Source organism: Candidatus Flexifilum breve (genome assembly GCF_016713355.1).
This window is the reverse complement of the sequence record NZ_JADJPI010000004.1, coordinates 543,591-563,995: the sequence shown is the minus strand read 5'-3', so window position 1 is coordinate 563,995 and position 20,405 is coordinate 543,591. Positions and strand designations below refer to the sequence as shown.

Annotated in this window: 16 protein-coding genes; 5 read left to right on the top strand and 11 right to left on the bottom strand. The window is 60.9% G+C overall.

Annotated features, from left to right (window positions below):
• Positions 1-51: 51 nt before the first annotated feature.
• The 4 genes from IPK17_RS03235 to IPK17_RS03220 all read right to left on the bottom strand — a co-directional run bounded on the left by IPK17_RS03235 (position 52) and on the right by IPK17_RS03220 (position 4,008).
• Positions 52-741, bottom strand: a complete 690-nt coding sequence (locus IPK17_RS03235) for a D-lyxose/D-mannose family sugar isomerase (protein WP_343416229.1) — start codon at positions 739-741, stop codon at positions 52-54.
• A 62-nt stretch (positions 742-803) separates the two neighbouring features.
• Positions 804-1,670, bottom strand: a complete 867-nt coding sequence (locus IPK17_RS03230; RefSeq protein ID WP_343416228.1) for an alpha/beta fold hydrolase — start codon at positions 1,668-1,670, stop codon at positions 804-806.
• 320 nt (positions 1,671-1,990) lie between these two features.
• Positions 1,991-3,688 carry a ribosomal protection-like ABC-F family protein gene (abc-f, locus tag IPK17_RS03225; protein ID WP_343416227.1) on the bottom strand — a complete coding sequence of 566 codons (1,698 nt, stop codon included), beginning with the start codon at positions 3,686-3,688 and terminating at the stop codon, positions 1,991-1,993.
• Between the two features lie 2 nt (positions 3,689-3,690).
• Entirely contained in the window at positions 3,691-4,008 is a 318-nt protein-coding gene (locus tag IPK17_RS03220; protein ID WP_343416226.1) for a GNAT family N-acetyltransferase, read from the bottom strand.
• Between the two features lie 73 nt (positions 4,009-4,081).
• On the opposite strand from IPK17_RS03220, the gene IPK17_RS03215 reads away from it, so the two are divergent.
• Positions 4,082-4,363 (top strand): hypothetical protein, encoded by a 282-nt coding sequence (locus IPK17_RS03215; protein WP_343416225.1) that lies wholly within the window; start codon positions 4,082-4,084, stop codon positions 4,361-4,363.
• A 558-nt stretch (positions 4,364-4,921) separates the two neighbouring features.
• Here IPK17_RS03215 and IPK17_RS03210 read toward each other — a convergent pair.
• Entirely contained in the window at positions 4,922-5,443 is a 522-nt protein-coding gene (locus tag IPK17_RS03210; protein ID WP_343416224.1) for a class I SAM-dependent methyltransferase, read from the bottom strand.
• Between the two features lie 73 nt (positions 5,444-5,516).
• Here IPK17_RS03210 and IPK17_RS03205 point away from each other — a divergent pair, with 73 nt between their 5' ends.
• Genes IPK17_RS03205 through IPK17_RS40395 form a run of 3 tightly spaced genes read left to right on the top strand, consistent with a single transcriptional unit; the run spans position 5,517 to position 8,372 of the window.
• Positions 5,517-6,596, top strand: a complete 1,080-nt coding sequence (locus IPK17_RS03205; RefSeq protein WP_343416223.1) for a Gfo/Idh/MocA family protein — start codon at positions 5,517-5,519, stop codon at positions 6,594-6,596.
• Between the two features lies 1 nt (position 6,597).
• The gene (locus tag IPK17_RS03200) at positions 6,598-8,025 is read left to right on the top strand and encodes a toll/interleukin-1 receptor domain-containing protein (protein ID WP_343416222.1); all 1,428 of its coding nucleotides are present in this window, start codon (positions 6,598-6,600) and stop codon (positions 8,023-8,025) included.
• A complete protein-coding gene (locus IPK17_RS40395; RefSeq protein ID WP_350341612.1) occupies positions 7,956-8,372 on the top strand; it encodes a WD40 repeat domain-containing protein in 417 nt (138 codons plus the stop codon). The genes IPK17_RS03200 and IPK17_RS40395 overlap by 70 nt, the downstream gene beginning before the upstream one ends.
• Before the next feature lie 181 nt (positions 8,373-8,553).
• Here the strand turns inward: IPK17_RS40395 and IPK17_RS03195 are convergent, their stop codons facing one another.
• The 6 genes from IPK17_RS03195 to IPK17_RS03170 all read right to left on the bottom strand — a co-directional run bounded on the left by IPK17_RS03195 (position 8,554) and on the right by IPK17_RS03170 (position 16,412).
• Complete coding sequence (locus IPK17_RS03195; RefSeq protein ID WP_343416221.1) at positions 8,554-10,164, bottom strand: alpha-amylase family glycosyl hydrolase; 1,611 nt, start codon at positions 10,162-10,164, stop codon at positions 8,554-8,556.
• Positions 10,165-10,166: 2 nt separating this feature from the next.
• Positions 10,167-11,099: a sugar ABC transporter permease gene (locus IPK17_RS03190; protein WP_343416220.1), complete on the bottom strand. Its 933-nt coding sequence runs from the start codon at positions 11,097-11,099 to the stop codon at positions 10,167-10,169.
• Positions 11,092-12,660 (bottom strand): ABC transporter permease subunit, encoded by a 1,569-nt coding sequence (locus IPK17_RS03185; protein ID WP_343416219.1) that lies wholly within the window; start codon positions 12,658-12,660, stop codon positions 11,092-11,094. Before IPK17_RS03185 ends, IPK17_RS03190 begins: the two co-directional genes overlap by 8 nt.
• On the bottom strand, positions 12,657-14,519 hold the full coding sequence (locus IPK17_RS03180) for an extracellular solute-binding protein (RefSeq protein WP_343416218.1): 1,863 nt from the start codon (positions 14,517-14,519) through the stop codon (positions 12,657-12,659). Before IPK17_RS03180 ends, IPK17_RS03185 begins: the two co-directional genes overlap by 4 nt.
• Before the next feature lie 82 nt (positions 14,520-14,601).
• Positions 14,602-15,060 carry a MarR family winged helix-turn-helix transcriptional regulator gene (locus tag IPK17_RS03175; protein ID WP_343416217.1) on the bottom strand — a complete coding sequence of 153 codons (459 nt, stop codon included), beginning with the start codon at positions 15,058-15,060 and terminating at the stop codon, positions 14,602-14,604.
• 191 nt (positions 15,061-15,251) lie between these two features.
• Positions 15,252-16,412, bottom strand: coding sequence for a L,D-transpeptidase family protein (locus IPK17_RS03170; RefSeq protein WP_343416216.1), 1,161 nt, complete (start codon positions 16,410-16,412; stop codon positions 15,252-15,254).
• Between the two features lie 324 nt (positions 16,413-16,736).
• Between IPK17_RS03170 and purL the strand changes: the two genes are divergently transcribed.
• The gene (gene purL / locus IPK17_RS03165; protein WP_343416215.1) at positions 16,737-20,339 is read left to right on the top strand and encodes a phosphoribosylformylglycinamidine synthase subunit PurL; all 3,603 of its coding nucleotides are present in this window, start codon (positions 16,737-16,739) and stop codon (positions 20,337-20,339) included.
• Positions 20,340-20,405: the final 66 nt, after the last annotated feature.

The window sequence follows — 20,405 nt, the reverse complement described above, 5'->3', positions numbered from 1 at the left end:
ACTTGGCGTCTTAGCGACTTGGCGTCTTTGCGTTGAGTCTTGGTTTTTCTTTCACTTGGCCGTGTAGTACTTGCCGTAATCACCGACGAGCAGATAGAGCGGCGGCTCGTCTTCTTCGATGGCGGGGAAGCGACCGAGCGGTTCGAGGAAGCAGTTATCGCTGTTATCGTCGTTGACGGTCGAAACTTCGCCGACCAGCACGCGCTCGCCTTCTGCCCAGAACTTGTGATACAGGCGCGTCGGCAGCGTGATGCTCTCGCCCGGGCGTAGCGTGACCGTGTGCATGGCGGGGAAGTGATATTCGACGCCGTCCATGCTCACGGTGATGTCAGTATCGGCGAGCTTGTCATCCGGTGTCGAGTTGGCAAGCTGCAGCTTGAGCAGGCCGCCGCCGCGGTTGATGATGTCTTCAGTCTTCTGCCAGTGGAAGTGGAACGGCGTCACCTGACCCGCGTCCACGATCAGCAGCTTTTCGGCGTAGGTTTTACCCTGCATGGTCTTGAGGTTGGCGGGCTTGCCGTTGCGGATGGTGAACAACGTTAGTCCAAGCTTGGCGAACTTGCCCTGACCGAAGTCGGTGATGTCCCAGCCGAGGCCGTTCTCCGCGATTTCCGCAACTTCCGCGCCCTTGCCGCGCCAATCCTCCGGCGTCCAGTGGGCGAAAGGGGGCAGGTGAAACAAATGACGCTGGATGAAAGCGTCTGAGTCCCGAATGATGGCGTTAATTTCCGAGCGTTTCATAAAGAAGCCTTTAGCGATTAGCCATTAGTAATTAGCGATGAGATTTAACCGCAAACGGAACATTACGGCAACGACTTGAGATCGCGCAGCAGACGCTGGATGTGGTCCGCGACGATCTGCGGCGCTTCCATCGGGATGAAGTGGGTGTTGTCGGGCAAATAGACATCGGTCCCGTGCTGGAAGCGGCTGGCGAGATCCGGCGCGGTCGGGGACGCGCTGAAATCGAACGGGCCTGCCGCGCTGTCGGTGGCAGTCCGCGCACGCATGATCGTGACCGGAATGTCGATTTGTGCGATCTCCGGGTAGATGTTGGCGGCGCTGGCCTGCATATAGAGCGACCCCTCAATGGCGGGCGGGCAGGCGAGGGTATAGCCGCCCTCCGGCATGGGGAGCAGCCCGTAGTTCACGTAGTCACGCAGGGATTGCTCCTGCCAGCGGTCGAACGGCGGGCGCGTTTTGAACTTGGCGAACATCTCGTCCGGTGATGACCAGTCCGCACGGCGTTTGGTCGCGAAGTGTTCGCCGTCCAGCGCGCCGATGTAATAGGCTTCCGGCAAAATGACCGGATCGACCAGCAGCAGCGCGCCGAAGAGTTCCGGGTGATGCGCCTGCGCGTAGGTCAGCACATGGCCGCCCATTGAATGCCCCACGCCGAGCACCCCGCGTAACCCGAGCGCCGCGCTCAACACCGCAATGTCGTCGCCGACCGTCTGCCAAGGGTAAGGCGGCGCGGGTTTGTCGCTGAGCCCATGCCCGCGCATGTCGACAGCGTAGGCGTGCACACCCGGCAGCAGATCGATCACGGCGTCCCATACGCGGGCGTGAAACCCGGTCGCGTGCACGAACAGGATCGGCGTTCCCATGCCTGCCCATTCGTAGACCGACTGCTGCATCCCGTTCGCGCTGACGTAAAACTGTCGTGGCGACATACCGCTTAACTCCCGTTCGCTCGGCCCTTCAGGGGGGGGGGGGGGGCCCGGCCGGGCCGCGGGGGGCGGCCCCCGCGGGCCCCCCCCGTGCCGGCGCGCGGCCCCCCCCCCGGCGCCGCCCCGCCGCGCCGGCGCCGCGCCGGCCGGGGGGCGCCCCGGCGGGCGCCCCCCCCGGGAGCCCCCGCGCCCCCCGCCCGGGGGGGCGGGGGGGCCCCGCCGGGCCCGCGCCCCCCCCGGGGGCCCCCGCCGCGCGCCGGCGGCGCGGCCGCCCCCGCGCCCGGGGCCGCCCGCGGCTGTGACGCCATCACCCACGCACCCGCTCACGCGGCAAATTCGGCGTACGTGCCATTGAACACGGTCATGCGCCCGTCTTCGATTTGCCAGATCTGCGTCGCCAGTTCCGCGATCAAGTAGCGGTCGTGCGACACGAGCAGTATCGTTCCCTCGAAGTGTTCCAGCGCCTCCTGCAAAATTTCCTGCGCCTGAATGTCAAGGTGATTGGTCGGCTCGTCCAGCAGCAGGAAGTTCGCGCCCTGCTGCGCGAGGATCGCCAGCGCCAGCCGCCCACGTTCGCCGCCGCTCAACGCCCCGACAGGTTTGAACACCTCGTCACTGCGGAACAGGTACTGTCCCAGCACGTTGCGCGCCTGCCCCGGCTTCATCGGCTTGTGGCGGATGAGCTCGTCGAGCACTGTGTTCTCCAGATTGAGCGCCTCGTGCGCCTGCGAGAAATACGCGGGCTTGATGTTGATCCCCAACTGCAGCTTGCCCGCCAGCGGCGCGAGTTCGCCCGTCAGCGTCTTGAGGAAGGTCGTCTTGCCCGTGCCATTCCCGCCGATCAGCGCGGCGCATTCCCCACGCAGCAGAGCGATGTTGTCACCGCTGAACAATGGGTGATCAGCATAGCCGATCTTCAACCCGTTCGTCCGCAGCACCAGATCGCCGCCGCGTTCGCCCGCTTTGATGCGCATGCTCAGGCGAGGCGGGCGCAGGTTAGGCGAGGGCATGGTCTTGAGCATCTGCTCAACTTCGGCGACACCCATTAATCCGGGGTTGCCGATGCCCGTGTCCATCCAATTCTTCGCGTCTTTGAACGCCAGCAATCCGAGCTCGTGAATCGCGGTCAGTTCGCGGCCTAAGCGGCGCAAGCGACCGACGGCCTGCGCGTTGGTGCTGGCGCGGGCGATGTTCTTCTTGACGTAGTCGAGTTCTTTCGACAGGCGTTCGACTTCTTCCTGATACACCTTGTCGCGCCGCTCCCAGCGTTCCTGCCGCTGGCGGACGTAGGCGCTGTAGTTGCCGCGATACGCCTCCATGCCGACACGCGACATCTCCCAGATGGTATTGACGACGTGATCCAGAAAGTAGCGGTCATGGCTGACGATCAGCAGCGCGCCATCCCACTTGTAGAGCGTCTTTTCCAGCCACGCGACCGTTTCGATGTCGAGGTGGTTGGTCGGCTCGTCCAGAATCAGCAGATCGGGACGTTCGAGCAGCAGCTTCGCCAGCAGCGCCCGCGTCTTTTGCCCGCCGCTCAACTTGGTCAGCGGGAGATCGTAATGGCGTTCGCTGAAGCCGAGGCCGCTCAGAGTCTGCTCAATGCGCAGATCATAGTCGTAGCCGCCCGCCTGCATGAACGCTTCCTGCCGCGTGCCGTACTCGTCGAGCAGTTCGGGTTCGTCAACGAGGCGATGCGCCAGCGCGGTGAGCGCGGCTTCTTCCGCCTGCAGCGGCGCGAAGACGAGCAGCATTTCGTCGATCAGCGAATTGTCGCGCTGCGCGAAGGCTTCGATGGCCTCCTGCCGCAAATAGCCGAGGCGCGTGCCGCGCGCGATGTGCACGCCCCCTGTTGGGGACTCTTCGAGTCCGGCGAGGATACGCAGCAGGGTCGTCTTGCCGATGCCATTCGCGCCGACCAAACCGATCTTTGCGCCGTGCGGAATATTCACGGTGATGCCGCTGAAAACGGTGAACGCGCCATATTGCTGGCTGAGGTTGTGCGCGTTGAGAATGCTCATGATCAGAGTGCCTTTCTGTACGCGATGATCTTGCCCCGCGTCTGGAAGCCCAGTTTGCGGTAGACCTGGCTCGCGTCGTGGTTTTCGTAGGGATAAACGTGTGCTTCAGTCGCGCCCGCGGCGTGCATGCGGCGCAGTCCTTCGTAGATGACGGCGCGGCACAGCCCCAGCTTGCGAAAATCGGGATGGGTGCCAACGGGTTCAAACAAGCCGATGCCGTTTTCGGCATCGACCCAACCCTGCGCAAAGGCTGCGAACTGTCCATCGGGGGCGACGACCACCACGTCGAGATCTAGGCGGTAATCGGGCGCAGTGGTCATGAAGCTGTATTTCTCTTCGGTCAGGGTTTGCGGAACAAAGCCAGGTGCACTGCCTCCCGCGTCCGGCCGCTTCATGAATTCCGCTTACGGTACGCAGTGTGAAACCGTCCGGGATGGGCGCTGTGGGAAGGCCGCTGCTGAGATCGAACGCCGTGTAGAGCGACGGATTCGCAGTGTCTGGCGTAAAGCCGTGCGCCGCCAACAGATCGCTCCAGACCGGATCGTCCATGAAGACAAATTCGGTACTGAGTTCCGCTTCTCCGGCAAATCTGGCGCGTTCGGTGGCTTGTTCGACCGTCCACGCCAGCATGTCAGCGCGGCGCGCGCCCCGCCGCTCGTCAGGGTGCACGAATAGATCGAAAACGCCGTTCGGCGAGAACAGCGACCAGCCGAGCACGGCGTCGCCGTCGCGCCACACGTAAGCGCTCTCGCGCAGGTCACAGCTTTTCGCTGGCAGAATGTAGTACAGCCACCAATTGAGGTCGCCGATATGCACATAGCCGGAGTGTCGCGACGCCTGCATACCTGCGGTCAGGATCGAGCGCATTGCTTGGAAGTCTTTGTCGCCGCTAAAGGGCTGAGGTTGTAACGCCATGAGTTCGTCTCCATTGGAAAATAAAAAACGCCGCACAGGTGACCCATGCGGCGCAATTCGTCTCAGCACACGGCTATCCAAGTGGAGCGCCGGGAGATAGGAATGTCAAGACACATGCAGCATAGGTCAGCAGCAAGCAGAAAAAGCCTACTATGGGGCTTCTTAGCTCTGTCTGACCGTTAACATGGTCGGCCTTTCACTCTCTCGGACACATCAGGACGAGGGCAGCGAACCCGGTTCGCCACGCTGCGCCATGAGCTATTAAACGACAAACACGCGTCTCTGTCAACTAGGAAAACGCATGAGGGGTCAGAACGGTTAGTTCTCGCTGACTGCGCTGAAGAATTCGCCGAGGAAACGGCTGGGATGCGTGCCGAGCAGCGACGTGCGTCGGAAGCCTGCCGCCGGAGCCAGCTCAGACCATGTGTGATACGAGAGCGGGTGCGGTACCCACTGATTGCCGCGATCCGTGTTGTACTCGACGAGCACGAACTGCCCACCGGGGCGGATGAACGCGCGAATGGTGGCCAGCAGGGCTTCTTTGTCCTTATAGAAATGCAGCGAATTCGCCATCAGCACACCATCGAGCGGCGGCAGTTGAAAGTTTTGGCGAAAGTCGAGGTGACGGTAGTAGACTTTGGCGTGTGGAAAGCGCGCTTGCATAGCCGATTCCTGCTCACGCAGCGCCGCCTGATCCTTGTCAATCGAGTAGATCACGCCGTCTTTGCCGAGCAAATCGGCCAGCGCTAGCGTGAATGCCCCGGTGCCGGAGCCAAAATCTGCCCATGTGCCGCTGATGATACCGCCGCGAATCAAGTTCACATGATCGGTATGATTCATGGTACAACCCCTTGTCCATAACCTTGATTATAATAATCCACACTGATCCGAATCTCGATGAGAGAACAGAACTATGCAAAATCAAACGGAAAAACTCCGCGTAGGTGTAGTTGGTTTGGGCTGGGCTGGCGAAACGCATCTCAAGTCGTACCTCAATCTCCCGAATGTGGAAGTGGTCGCACTCGCGGAACCACAGGAGGTGCGCCTCACCAATGTCGGTAAGACCTACGGGATTGAGGCGCTGTACACGGATTACCGTGAGCTGGTCGAACGCCCTGATCTGGATATCGTGAGCGTGGCGACGCCTAATCACTTGCACATGCCGGTGACGGTCGCGGCACTGCAAAATCACAAGCATGTGCTGTGCGAGAAACCGTTGGCGCGGTCCGGGGCGGAAAGCGGGCAAATGGTCGAGGCGGCGCGGGCGGCAGGGCGGGTGCTGGAAGTCGCGTTTAATCACCGCCAGCGCGGCGATGTGCAGGTGCTCAAGAACTATGTCGATACGGGTGCTTTAGGGCGCGTGTATCACGGCAAAGCGACCTGGATGCGGCGCAGCGGGATTCCGGGCATGGGCGGGTGGTTTACGAGCCGCGAAATGGCCGGCGGTGGTCCGATGATCGACCTCGGCGTGCACGTCCTCGATATGATCCTCTACCTGATGAAAGAACCACAGGTGGTCTCGGTCAGTGCGGCGACGTATTCCGAGCTCGGCCCGCGCGGACGCGGCAGTCGCAATCAAACGCTCGTCGGGACGGGCGGTTATGAAGTCGAAGACTTGGCGACCGCATTCCTGCGCCTTGCCGACGGCGCGACGCTGCTGGTCGAAGCGAGTTGGGCGGTCTACGGCAAGGCGGCGGATGACTTCGGCGTGACTCTGTACGGCACGGATGGCGGCGCGGATATCACCGTGAAGAACTACGGGTGGGAAGACACCCTCACGATTTATAACGATACGGCGGGTGTGCCCTCAGAAATTCGCCCGCGTGTCTGGCGTGGAGAAGGGCACCAGGCGGTCGTGCGCAACTTTGTGAACACGGTCCGGTCCGGTGACTGGTCAGCCCATGATGGCAGCGAAGGCATGCGGCGCACCGAAATCATTGATGCGTGCTATAAATCTGCGCTTGAAGGTCGCGAGGTGCGGGTCGGAGAATGATATGAAGATCTTTATCAGCTATGCACGTGTGAATCGCAAGCAGGTTGAAACGCTGGAAAAGCTCCTCACTGACTTAGGGCACGATGCGTGGTTTGATAGAGAAATCGTGGCGGGTGAGGATTGGTGGAAGAGTATCACTTCGTCAATTGAACGGTGCGAAGTGTTTGTGTTCGCGCTCTCGCCGCAATCGACCAATTCGTCGGCCTGCCGCGCGGAATTTCAATACGCGCTCGACCTGAATAAACCGATCCTGCCCGTAATGCTGCTCGACGCAGAACTGCCCGTGGGCAAGCTGCGCGAGACGCAGTTCGTCAACGGGCGGGCGCTGAACCGCCCGGAAACTATCATCGAACTGTCGAAAGCACTATCTGTACTCAAAGATCGGGTGGCGGCAGGCGAATTCCCACCGCCTGATCCGCTGCCGTCGCGTCCGGCGTTTCCGTTTCCGCCCGACCCATTAGCGGAAATCCGCCAGAAACTTGAGCACATCGACACGCTGACTGAACAGGACATGCTCGAAATCGTCTACCAGTTGAGCGCAACCGCCCGCGTCGGAGCGAAGACGGAGCGCGAAGCCATCACTATTCTGCGGGAAATCGCGCGGTATCCGCGCTCGACGCTGCGGGTTGTGCAGGTTGCGAAAGAAGCGATTCAACTGCGTAGTGGTCGACGAACCGTAGCAGTGTTCATCGGCGTCTCGGTACTGGTGATCATTATGGTCGCCTTTACGGCAGTTGTGCTTACCAATCGGGCTCGGAATGATATCGAGCGCACCCGAAATGCTGGCGAAACGCAATCAGCCGTCCGGGCAGCCGAAACGCAAGTGGCTTTGAATAACCAGATTATGACGCTGAGTCAGGCAACAGGCACGCTCGACTCTCGTTTACGCACGTTAGAAGCTGCCGAATATGTTCTACCTACCAGCACTGCAACTGCAACCCAATTGCTTGTTAGCAGTCCCGTAGCAACTCTCTCTTTTGTGCTTTCACGCGAGACTGTTAACTCATTTGCGCAAGTGTCGACCTATACCCACGATAACTCCTTGCGCTCGCTCGCGTTTAAGCCTGATGGTCAGACGATTGCTTTGGGTGCGAGTGTTGGAACAATTTTGTTTTGGGAAGTGGCATCCCAAGCCATTTCGCGTTCGATCGAACCGGACGACTGCCCAAATGTCATCAGTCTAGACTACAGCTGGGATGGGCGTTTCCTGGCTTTTGTTTGCGACGGTCGAGGCGTCCGATTGATTGATCTTGACACATTAGGATCTGCTCATGCTCTTTCCACGAATGCAGCCAATGTTGTGCTCTCCCCCCCCCCGCCCCCCCCCCCCCCCCCCGGGCGGGCGGGGGCGTCCCCCTTTTGGGGGGCGCCCCGGGGGGCGGGTGGGCGGCCCTTTTTGCGGGACACACAAAGGGTTTTGGGGGAGTAGATTTCAGTAGAGATGGCTCAAGTTTGTTATCTGGGGGTACAGATGGAGTGCTGCGGATATTTAGCTTGAATGATGACACAGAAGCGTTCTCCATCGCGAATACGAACTCAACGCGGATCTATGATGTCGAATTCAGCCCGAACGGGGAATGGGTAGCGTGGAGCACAGCGTCGGCGAATATTTATCTGCGGAGTCTCGAAACTAGTGAGCAGTATCTGTTGCCTCGCGAACATATCGACTCTGTCTTTGACATAGATTTCACCCCAGACGGGCTGTATCTAGTTTCTGTTAGTGTGTATGGGCAAGTGATTGGTGGGACGTTGCAGCACGTGAAAAGTTGCGATTGATCGATTACCGACGCGAATATAGTATTCCAGCTACCTTGGCGGTCATTGAGGAAGTTGCTCTCTCTCCTGATGGTACTATGTTTGCAACTGTAGGACGTGATGGGGTAATGCGCCTATGGGACTTCCGTAGCTAGAGCCGAATAATGGGACGAGTCAATCTCGTCCCACTAAAGACTGAATATTACCCACGCGCTTTGATGATTTGTTTGTAGAAGGCGAGCATGTCGGCGTCCTGATCCTCGCCCCAGAGCATGGGTACGCGGCTCATGTGTAAGCCATTGCCATGCGTGCCGCGATCCTGATTAAGCCCCACTTCCGTCCCGTAGTAAATGATGGGCGGGTTGGGCAGCTTCATCTGGTAGGCGGCGGCGCGCTTGAGCGCCTCTTTGTCCCCCTCAGCGATCCACAGGAAGCGATCCATGTCGTGATTGTCGACGAAGGAGGGCATCACAAAATCCGACGGGAAGTACAGGTGATGGTGCGCGATGAACTCGTCGAGCGCCTTCTCCGAGAGATTCTTCCAGCCGTAGGTGCGGCGCAGCGCCTCGCCGATGTGGAAGTCGAGGCAGCCGTCCAGCCGCCCGATGTAGTGTGCGATGTTATCCGGCGCTTCGACCACTTCGCCGAAGATGTAGCTGTCCGGTTTGACTTCGCGGCAGGCGGCGCGGAACTCCCACCAGAATTGGGGATTCGGGCCGTTCGCGTAGTCGAGGCGGTACCCGTCCACGTCAAATTCTTTGAGCCAGTAACGCGCGATGTCGAGCATCCACGCTTTCGCGCCGGGGTTCGTCAAGTTGACCTGCGGCATCGAGGCGACGGCGAAGAATGTGCGGTAGCCGATGGGCGAATCATCGAAGATGAACCAGTCACGGTGCGGGCTGTTCACGTCGTTGAGCGCCGACTGGAAGACCGGATTCTCGTTGCTGATGTGATTGCACACGAGGTCGAGCAGCACACGGATACCGCGCGCATGCGCCGCCTTGACCAGCGCCTTAAGCGCTTCGTCCCCGCCGAGGCGCGGCTCGGTCTTGCAGTAGTCGGTGACATCGTAGCCGTGATGCGAGGGGCTTTCCCAGGTCGGGCTGAGCCAGATGCAGTTCACGCCGAGGTCTTGAATGTAGTCCAGTTTGTCGATCACACCCCACAGCGTGCCGCCGCAGAAGCCGAAGAGATCTTCGGTCTGCGTCCACGTTTTCCCGTCACCGGGGTAGAAGCGGTCGACGAAGATGTGATAGATCACGGCATCGTGCGCCCACTGCGGCGAGCGGAAGCTGTCGACATGATACGTGAACACTTCGCCGCAGCGGTCGCCGGGTGTGTAGTTGTTCGGCATCGGCAGGTTTTTGAAGTAATTCGACGCGGCAACTTCGACGATCTGCTGCGAGTCGGGGAAGTTGGCGAACGTTTCCTCATTCCCGTTCGTGTCTGACCACGCGCTGATGCGGTAGTGCACAACCGCGCCGTCGGGCTGCGCGGGGATGGTCGCGCGCCAGTGCGTGAGGTACGCCCACGAGATCGAGTCCCATTCAATGGTGACGCGATCCATGGGGAGCGCGATGCCGTTGGCAGCGACCCCGCGCGATCCGGCGGGGAGGCTGCCATCGAGCGTATAGTACAGGGCGACGTGATCCGCGTGAAAATCGCCGCCTGTCAGCGCATCCACCACCACCGGCTGACCCGGCTGCGGGTCACGCGGGCTGATGGTGCCATGATGCTGCAAGCCGCGTCGCGTTGCCCGATGGTGAATCAGCTTAAGTTCATCGGTTGACCACGTTCCAAAGATGAAATCCACGATTAACCTTTCACCGCGCCGACCGTCAGGCCGCCGACGATGTACCGTTGCAGCGAGAGATAAAGAATGACGACCGGCGTCGCCGCGATCAATGAGCCGGCAGCAAACACGCCCCAGTCGTTGGTGAATTCAGCACTCACGAAGTTGAACAGGCCGACCATGAGCGTCCAGTTTTCGCGGTCGGTCAGCACAATGCGCGCCAGCAAGAACTCGTTGAGCGTGCCGACGAACGCCAGAATGGACACGACGGCGATAATCGGGACAACCAATGGCAGAATCAATTGTGTGAAGGCCTGCCAGTGGGTAGCGCCGTCGACCATCGCGGACTCATCGATATCACGCGGGATCGAGTCGAAGAAGCCTTTCATCAGCCACGTATTCGCGCCCATCGCGCCGCCGAGGTAGACGAGGATCAACCCGCCGTGCGTGTTGATGGCGAAGAACGGCACGTACTGCCCGACCTGCAGGAGCAGCAGGTAGAGCGCGACCATCGCCAGAATGTTCGGGAACACCTGAATGAGCATCGAGCCGACGAGCAGGGTGCGCCGACCGTAGAAGCGGAAGCGCGAAAACGAATACGCGCTCAACGCTGTCATGCTCACTGTGAGCACGGTCGTCACGCTGGAGATCACCAGCGAATTGCCGACCCAGCGCCAGAACGGGATGGTCGGGTCATCGAACAGGCGGCGAAAGTTAGTCAGCAGTTCGTCGACACTGCTCACGTTCTGCGGGATGAAGCTCTGGCTGACCATCGAACCGCTCGGGTTGAAGGCCGCCGAGATGATCCATACGACCGGGAACAGCGCGAAGATGATCACCAGCCCGATGATAATGATCTGGACCACCAGCAGCGCTGGCGGTGTGCTGCCTAGCTTGCGTTCGGCTTTAGCCCGAGGCGCCGCCTGCGTCTGAGGTGCTGTCGTGACGTTAGACATTTTCGCCGATCTCCTCTAAACGCCGCGTAAACCGGAACTGGAACAGGGTGAGCGCGCCCACGATGAAGAAGATCACGATGGCGATGGCCGAGGCAAAGCCGTAATCGCGCGTGCCGCCCGCGGAGAAGGCGTAGCGGAACGTGTAGCTGATCAGGTTGTCCGTGTGGCCAACCGGAGGCGCGCTCGTACCGATCATGGGTGGGCCGCCGCCAAACATCGCTTCGATGATCAGAAAGTTGTTGAAGTTATATGTGAACGAAGCGACCAGCAGTGGGCCGACTGCGACCAGCAGCAGCGGCATCGTCATCTTCCAGAACTGCTGGAAGCGGTTCGCGCCGTCGACTTCCGCGGCTTCGTAGATCGACGTGGGAATCGCTTGGAGCGCGCCGCTGCAAATCAGCATGAAGTAGGGGAAGGCCAGCCACAGATTGACCAGCAGGATCGCCACTTTCGCCCAACCGGGGTCGGAATTCCACTCAGGCGCCCAACCGAAAGCCGATTGTATCGCTGTGGTGACGACACCGTAGTTCGGGTTGAGCATGCCGCGCCAGATCAGAATGCTGATCATGCCGGGGACGGCATACGGAATCAGCAGCAGCGACCGGACGATGCGGACGCCCGTGAAACCCTTGTTGAGGATGAGCGCGATCAACAGGCCGAGCGCGAACGACGTGATCACCGAAATCAGCGAGAAGGCAATTGTCCACGCGAACACGCGCGCCAGCGGCCCACTGATCACTGAACTGGTGAAAATCCGCGTGAAGTTGCCGAAGCCGACGGCGACCCAGTAGCCGAGCGGTGCAGTTTCGCCACTGGTGGCGGTGAACAAGCCGGTCGTGTCGTCGGCGAAATAGGGGGTATCCGTTTCGCGGTCGACGAGCGCATTCTGCGCGGCGTCAAACTCCCATTTTTTGCGAAAAACGCCGGCCTGCGTGCGGGAAGCAATCCCGACGGGGTTGTCATCCGGCCCGAATTGCATCTCTTGGATTTCGGATAAAGCGCGGAAACGCTCTCCGCCTTCTAAGTGTGTGTAACCTTCGTACGCCTCCGGAACATCGCCTGTGACCGGCACCAGCGCCGCGCCGGGGCTGGCGAAGAACTGCTGGCCGTCATCAGCGCTCAGCCACAGAGCATAAGTGCCCGCTTCGTTGCGAAAGACTTCCCACTCGTAACTCGCTTCGCCTTCCGGTAGGTACAGGGTTTGCCCCATCATTTCGATGGCTTCGACTTTGGTATAGCGGTGTCCGTCGCTGTAATTGGTGAAGGCGACATACAGCGTATAGGCCATCGGGTAAATGACGAGCAGGGCGACGAGCGCGAGCGCCGGGGTCATCCAGCGGACGGGCCACAGCTCTGGCTTGAGGTTGACGTAGCTGAGGATGGCCGCGGTGATGATGATCGTGAGGCCGAGGAACCAGTTGCCATCGCCGATCACCGCGACGCCGAGCAAAAGTGCGCAGACATCGGCAATCGCGATGACGAGCAGGCGAATGGCGAGGTTGGTCAGATTGAGGGAGGCTAGGGGCCCTTGCGGACCCCTAGCTTGCGCTGCCGCGCTCATCCAGCGACCTCAACAGTCAGAACACTGCTGCTGGAGTCGAACGAGAACGTGACTTCCGCGTTGTCTGCGGGGACGGTGAAGGTGATGTTCGCGCCATCGCGCGCGCCATCGACACCCCAGTTGATGTCCCACGCCATATTCTGCGCGGCCTTGGCCTGATAATCGCCCGCGGGGAGCGTGTTCACGGTGAAACTGTACACGCCGTCGCCATCCGCATCCTGCAGGAGCGAACGCAGGCAGTTGGGCTGCCAATCGCCTTCGCAGCCGATTTCATCCTGATAATCGCCGGGGGCGGTCAGCAGCATGAAGTTGACGTTGTCCATGACCCAGTGGGTTTTGTTGTCGTAGATGAAGGTGACGGGCGTTTCTTCGGCCAGCGACAGGGCGACGTTCGCGCCGTCACGTTCCGCATTCGCGCCGTAGTTTTCGTCCCACGCGCCATCCAGCGCGACCTTATATTCATATTCGCCCGCGGCGAGGACAAACGTCCCCTGCCACACATCACCCGCGGCGCTGTAAGCGAGCTGAGCTTCCGCACACGCCGGATCCCAGTCGCCCGCGCAGCCCATGGCCGAGTTGACCGTGCCGGGGATCGAGACGGCCTGCGGGCCATCTTCCGGCGGGGTGTCGCCGACCGTTGAGGCCGCAACTGCTTCGATTTCACCGCCCGCGATCAGGGTGCGGATCTGTTCGCCCGCCGTGAGGAAGGCTTCGTCAGCGGGCAGGTCGCCCTGAATGATGAACTGCTGCGCGTTGGCGGCTGCGCCCCACACCGACGACATTTCAGGGATCGACGGCTGCGGCACACCGACCAGACCAGCGCTCTGGAAAGCCTCGAGATCAGGATCGGCGAGAGTTTCGAGCAGCGGGACGAAGGCCGGCGGACGCGGATCGACATCGTACATCGCCTGCATCGCGCTTTCGGTCGCCATGAAGTCAATCAGGAAGGCTTCGGCGAGGAGGGCATCTTCGGTGTAAGCGCTGATCATGAAGCCCTGACCGCCGATCATCGGCTGACCGGGGCCAGCATCGCCCGCCGGAATGTCGCTGATCGCGTACGGAACGCCCGATTGACGGATGCGCGGGAGCGCCCACGGGCCAGTGACGATCATCGCAGCGTCGCCCTGTTCGAACATGGCGTGCATGACGTCATAGTCGATAGCGTCGGGGATGAGCCCGGCTTCCACCATGCTCTGGAGCCAAGCGCCCGCGGCAATCGTGCCTTCGCTGTCGATGCCGACGTTGGTCGGGTCGTAGTTGCCCGCATCATCGCGACCGAAGATGTAGCCGCCGAACGCGCTGACAATCGGGAAGAAGTGATAGAAGTCGCTGGTCTGAATGACGTAGCCGTGTTCCGACGCGCCACTGCTGACCAGTTGTTCGCTGATTTCCTTGACTTCGGCCCACGTCGCCGGAGCTTCGGGGACGAGGTCGGTGTTGCGGAAGAAGGCGACATTTTCCACCGCGTAGGGCACGCCGTACAGTTCGCCATTGTAGGTGAACAGGGAGAGCGACGCCGGGGTGAAGAGTTCCGCCGCATCGCCGAGGTCAATCGGGCGGACGGAGCCGTTCAGCACCAGTTCGCCGATCCAGTCGTGCGCGGCGATGATGATGTCCGGACCTTCGCCGGTCGGGCCGACGACGCCAAGATTGGCGCGAATATCGCCCATGCCGATTTCCTGCACTTCGACGGTCACGCCGAAGTCAGCGGAGAATTGTTCCGCGGCGGCGGTCAGGGCGGGGGTACGGGTGCGGTCTGCCCAAATCAGGAGATCGGGATCATCCTGGGCAGCAATAGGGGTCACAAACAGAGCAGTGATGACCAGCACTAAAGCCACAAACAACATATTGCGTTTCATTGGGGTTGATTCTCCCTACTTGCTTAAGTAATCGAGAAACGAGCGGCGACGAGAACGAACGATTGGTGTACGCGAGACCTCCTTAGTTTCCGTCCCCAACATTAGCGGCTAAGCCGGAACGCATTTTCCGGAGCAGCAGCAGCAGTTCTTCCTGCTCGGCGAGATCAACGCCGCTCAGGTATTCCTCCAGCGCTTTGCCGTGCGCTTCGTGCACACGGTCACGCAGATCGACGCCGGCGCGCGTGAGGACAACGCGCTGCGCCCGCCGATCATCCGGGTCGGTGACACGGTGAACGAGTTCGGCGGCCTCCATCTGGTCGATGATGCGGCTGATCGTGCTGCGCGCTACCAGCATCAGATCGCTGAGTGTGACGAGCTGCTGGCCCGACAGCGGATCAAGGTGCAGGAGTACGTTGTATTGGGTCGGGGTCAAACCGAAGCGGCGGAGCAGTTGACGGTCAAACGCATCCAGATAGATGAAGATATCGATGATGAGGCGGTACTCTTGGTGGGCCACGGACTCAGAAATTGCGGTTAACAACGTTATAGTCCTCAAATTTGTTGCACGTGCAACTAATTATAGCGCTGTTTGAAATTTGGGGCTGCAAAAGCTCGTATAAAGTGCACGAAGTCACGGGAATTTACTCGTGTAAGTGGAAATATGCCTGAAGAGCATCTAATGGGGCGAGGGTGTCGGGACGCGCTGCCGCGTCCCGATGGCGACAGCCCAGCTTAAATCACACGCACGAGCGTGCCGACTTCCGCCCAGTCAAATATCCACTGCGCGTCCCCGACAGGGAGGTTAACGCAGCCATGACTCATGGGGCGGCCAAACTTGTTATGCCAGTACGTCCCGTGGATGGCGTACCCCTGATAAAAGTACATGGTGTAGGGGACTTGCGGCAGAAAGTAATCTGGTCCGCTCATGTCGTCGGCGACGTATTTGACGTAGATGTTGTAATCGCCCGTGACGGTCGGCGTGGCGGGCAGTCCGGTTGAGACGATCCGCGTCCACACCAGCGCGCCATCTTCATAAGCGTAGATGCGCTGCTGGTCGTTCGACACGAGGATCGACTTGCCGCGACCAGCAGGTGCGGCGGGCACATTTTCGGGTACGTACTCGCCTGCCGCCGGGATCGTCAGTTCCTGCCCCACCCAGATAAAATTGGGATCGCTGAGACGGTTGAGCGCCATGATATCGTCGACCGTCACGCCATAGCGCCGCGCGATCAAGCCGAGTTCTTCGCCGCTTGCGACGATGTGCGTACTGGTCGCGCCAGTGTAATTGGCCGCGGTCTCTTCTTCTGGCTGCACTTCGATCATGTCGAGTTCGAACACGCCATCGGCCAGTTCGCCGGAGACATCGACGCGCAGGCGATCCAGCATGACCGGAATATCCATGGCGCGGCCAATCTGCGGCGGATCGCCGGGAATAGCGGCGATATTCGCGGATTCGCTCAAGGCATACAATCCGGATTGGGCGAGATTCAAATCCACAGTGTAGATTGGGGTCACCTGTGTGTTGACCGGAGCTGACTCAATGGCTTTCAGCGTCGCTTCGACGTCGAGCGTCGCGCCGAGATCCGAGAGCGGAATATTCCAGCGCCGTTCGCCATCGACCGCCGCGACAGGACTGCTCGCCAGCGTTTCGACGGCCGCCCGCGCGTTGGCGACAGTCACATCGCCGACATTGACGCCCGCGATCTGCACGCCCGCCATGACCCGCTGCGGCGACAGCGCGATCAAGGCGATCAGCGCCACGCCAAGCAAGCCGACGAACGCGATGACGGCCGCTGCTCCACCGATCAGCCAGAAGGGTGGATTTGAGCGCTTACGCCGCCGGCGGGGCGGTATGGGGCGCTGCTGGACGTAGGGTGTTGGTCGATTCATCATGATCACTATTCTAGTGAAAACTGCAGATTAGATGGGGTGAAACCGCCACCTCTACCCCACGTTTCCCCTACGGTCAGGGATATAAAATCTTAACGATCAAAAGCTTGCGCAATTGCTAAGGACGTTTTAAGATTTGGCACGTTTCTTTAATGCGGCTGAAACATAAGGAGTCGCCGGTTGAACGAAGCGCGGACATACCGTGTCGAAGTCTGGTCACGTACGAGCAGTGCTGGACGCGATCCCAGAGTTCATACCGCTCACCAATTAGGTGTATCATCGGTAGTCGGATGTGAGTATATCCGGCTATTTTTTTTGTATGGGGACTTGACGCACCAGCAGGTCACGCAATTGGCGGCGGAACTCCTCGCCGATGCGGTCACCGAGCAGTACAGCATTGATACCCTCCCACCCCACTCGTTTCAACATACATTGGAAGTGACGCTCCTCCCCGGCGTGACCGACCCGGCGGCGGAAAACCTCATCCGCGCGGCGCACTTGCTCGGCGTGACGGCGCTGGAGCGGGCCGCGACCGGGCAGCGCTACTTGTTGACAGGCGACCTGACCCGCGCTGACCTCGAAACGCTGGCCGTCAAAGTCTTCTCGAATCCAGTCATTCAACGCTATGAGATTGACACGCCGATCAGCGCGCCGTTTGTGCCGCATAAGCCGGGCGATGGGCTGGTCGAGACTATTCTGGTCTGTGACGCCGACGACGCCCGCCTGAAAGCGATCAGCGCGGAGCGGCGGCTCTCGCTCGACCTCAACGAGATGCGCGCGGTGCAAGCCTATTTCCGCTCGGAAAACCGCGAACCGACCGATGTCGAACTGGAGATGATTGCGCAGACCTGGAGCGAACACTGCGTCCACAAGACGTTCAAGGCGCTGATCGACTTCACCGATGCGGACGGCAAGACGACGCAGATCGATGGACTGCTCAAGACCTACATCCGCGCGGCGACCGAGCAGGTCAACCGCGATTGGGTGCGGTCGGCGTTTGTCGACAACGCGGGGATCGTCAAATTCGATGATCGCTTCGACCTCGCCTTCAAGGTCGAGACGCATAATCACCCGTCTGCGCTCGAACCGTTCGGCGGGTCGAATACGGGCGTCGGCGGCGTGGTGCGCGACATCCTCGGCGTGAGCGCGCGTCCGATTGCCAACACTGACGTGCTGTGCTTCGGCCCGCCGGAGATGCCGTTTGACAGCGTGCCGGAGGGTGTGCTGCATCCGCGCCGTATCGCCGATGGGGTCATTCACGGCGTGGAAGACTACGGCAACAAGATGGGCATTCCTACGGTCAACGGCGCGATCGCTTATCACCCCGGCTACACGGCGAATCCGCTGGTGTTTTGCGGGTGTTTGGGGCTGCTGCCGCACGGCGCGCACCCGACTGACCCCCAGCCCGGCGACCTGATCATCGTGGTGGGCGGGCGCACCGGGCGCGACGGTCTGCGCGGCGCGACCTTCTCCAGTATGGAGATGGATCAGTCGACCAGCGAGATTGCCGGGAGTTCGGTGCAAATCGGTCACCCTATTCACGAGAAACAGACGCTGGAAGTTGTGCTCAAGGCGCGCGACGAGCGGCTCTACCATGCGATCACCGACTGCGGGGCGGGCGGGTTGTCGTCGGCGGTCGGCGAACTTGGCGCGAAGACGGGCATTCACGTCCAATTGACGGATGTGCCGCTCAAGTACCCCGGTTTGCGCCCGTGGGAGATCTGGCTCTCGGAAGCGCAGGAACGCATGGTGTTCGCGGTGCCGCCGCAAAACTGGCCGCGCCTTAAGGCAATTGCCGACGAGCAGGACATCGAAGCGGTCTGCATCGGCACGTTCGCCGCTGATGGGCGCTTGAGCCTGTATTACGGCGAGAAGCTGGTCGCGGCGATGTCGATGGACTTCCTGCATGACGGCATTCCGCGCCGCCATTTGCAAGCGGTGTGGCAACCGACAACCTCCCCCCCCGACCCCCTCTCCCAGGGGCGAGGGGGTGAAATAACGCTGACCGATTCGCTGCTGAAACTGCTGGCGCACCCGGACATTCGCAGCAAAGAAGACGTGATCCGGCGCTACGACCACGAGGTACAGGGTGGGACGGCGGTCAAGCCGTTGGGCGGCGTGGACGAACACGGTCCAAACGACGCCAGCGTGATCGTGCCGCTCGGCACGGTGACAGAGGCTGCCAAGACCATCAAGGGCGCGGCACTATCTGCTGGGTTGTGCACCCCCTACGGTGATCTTGACCCCTACGCGATGGCGTGGGCGGCGGTCGACGAAGCGTTTCGCAATGCGGTCGCGGTCGGCGCTGACCCCGACCAGATCGCGCTGCTCGATAACTTCTGCTGGGGCAATCCGCTGCTGCCCGACCGCCTTGGGTCGCTGGTGCGGGCGTCACAGGGGTGCTATGACGCGGCTATCGCTTACAACGCGCCGTTTGTCAGTGGCAAGGACAGCTTAAACAACGAATACATGGGCGCGGATGGTCAGCGCCATGCCATCCCCGGCACGCTGTTGATCTCCGCACTGGGGATTGTGCCGGATGTGACCAAGGCGGTCACGATGGATCTGAAGGCGGCGGGGAACCTGCTGTATGTGATTGGCGAGACGCGTGACGAACTCGGCGGTAGTCACTATCACCTGATCCACGGGGTGACGGGCGGTGTTGTGCCGCAGCCCGTGCCGGATGCGCTCCAGATCATGCGCGCGCTGCACGCCGCTATGCAGGCGGGCTTGGTCAAAGCATGTCATGATGTGAGCGAAGGCGGCATCGCCGTGGCACTCGCCGAAATGTGCATCGCGGGGCAGCTCGGCGCGGAAGTGTTCCTGCACAAGCTTGATGGACACATTGATGCGGAGACCTATCCCGAACGCGTGCTGTACTCACAATCGAGCGGGCGGTTCATCGTCGAAGTTGCGCTCGAAGATCAAGCAGCGTTTGACGCCGCTTTGAACATCGCGCCCATAGCGCTGATCGGACGCGTGACTCCGGATAACCGTCTGGACTTGCGTTATTCGATCTACGAGGACGATGCGTCGCTGCTCCTGACCGCGCGCATTGACGAATTTGAACACGCGTGGCGCGGCGCGGTCGCCGCCGAACCTGTCGAGTTGACTCGACCGGAAATTAGCGCCGCAGTGAAGACTGCGCGCACGGTGAACCCGCGCACGGCCAAACCGCGAGCTCTCATTCTGCACGCGACCGGGACGAATCGCGACCGCGATGCGGCGCTGGCCTGCGAGGTTGCGGGCGCGGAGAGTCGCATCGTCCACATGACGCATCTGCTCAACGGTGACACGCGCGTGCTTGACTACGACCTGCTGATTGTTCCCGGCGGCTTCTCGTATGGTGATGACCTCGGCGCGGGTAAGCTGTGGGCGACGGATCTGCGCCACCGCCTCACTGACCAACTCACGCAGTTTGTCGCCAGCGGTCGCCCGGTGCTGGGCATTTGCAACGGCTTTCAGGTGCTGGTCAAGGCGGGGCTGCTGCCGGGGCGTGAACATGACGGTTCGGTCACGCTGACGTATAACGAGTCTGGCCACTTTGAATGTCGCTGGGTGTATTTGCAGCCGAACATCGCGAGCCCGTCACTGTTCACCGATGGGCTGACCGAGCCGATCTACTGCCCGGTAGCGCATGGGGAAGGGCGCATCGCGGCGCGCGATCAAACGGCGTTGGATACGCTGTGGACGTCGGGCCTGGCCGCCCTGACCTATGTTGACAGCCGGGGCGGTGCGGTGGGTTATCCGCTTAATCCGAACGGATCGAGCTACGCGATTGCGGCATTGACGAACCCAGCCGGGAACGTGTTTGGGCTGATGCCGCACCCGGAAGATCACATTTTCGCTTGGCAGCATCCGCGCTGGACGCGCGGTGAGTCGGGGATGCTCGGCTTGCGCCTGTTCCAGAACGCGGTGAAGTTCGCGTAACCCACACGCTTAACCTACCGTAAGGGGCGGGGCTTTCCCGCCCATTGCTGCGGACGCGGGCGACTG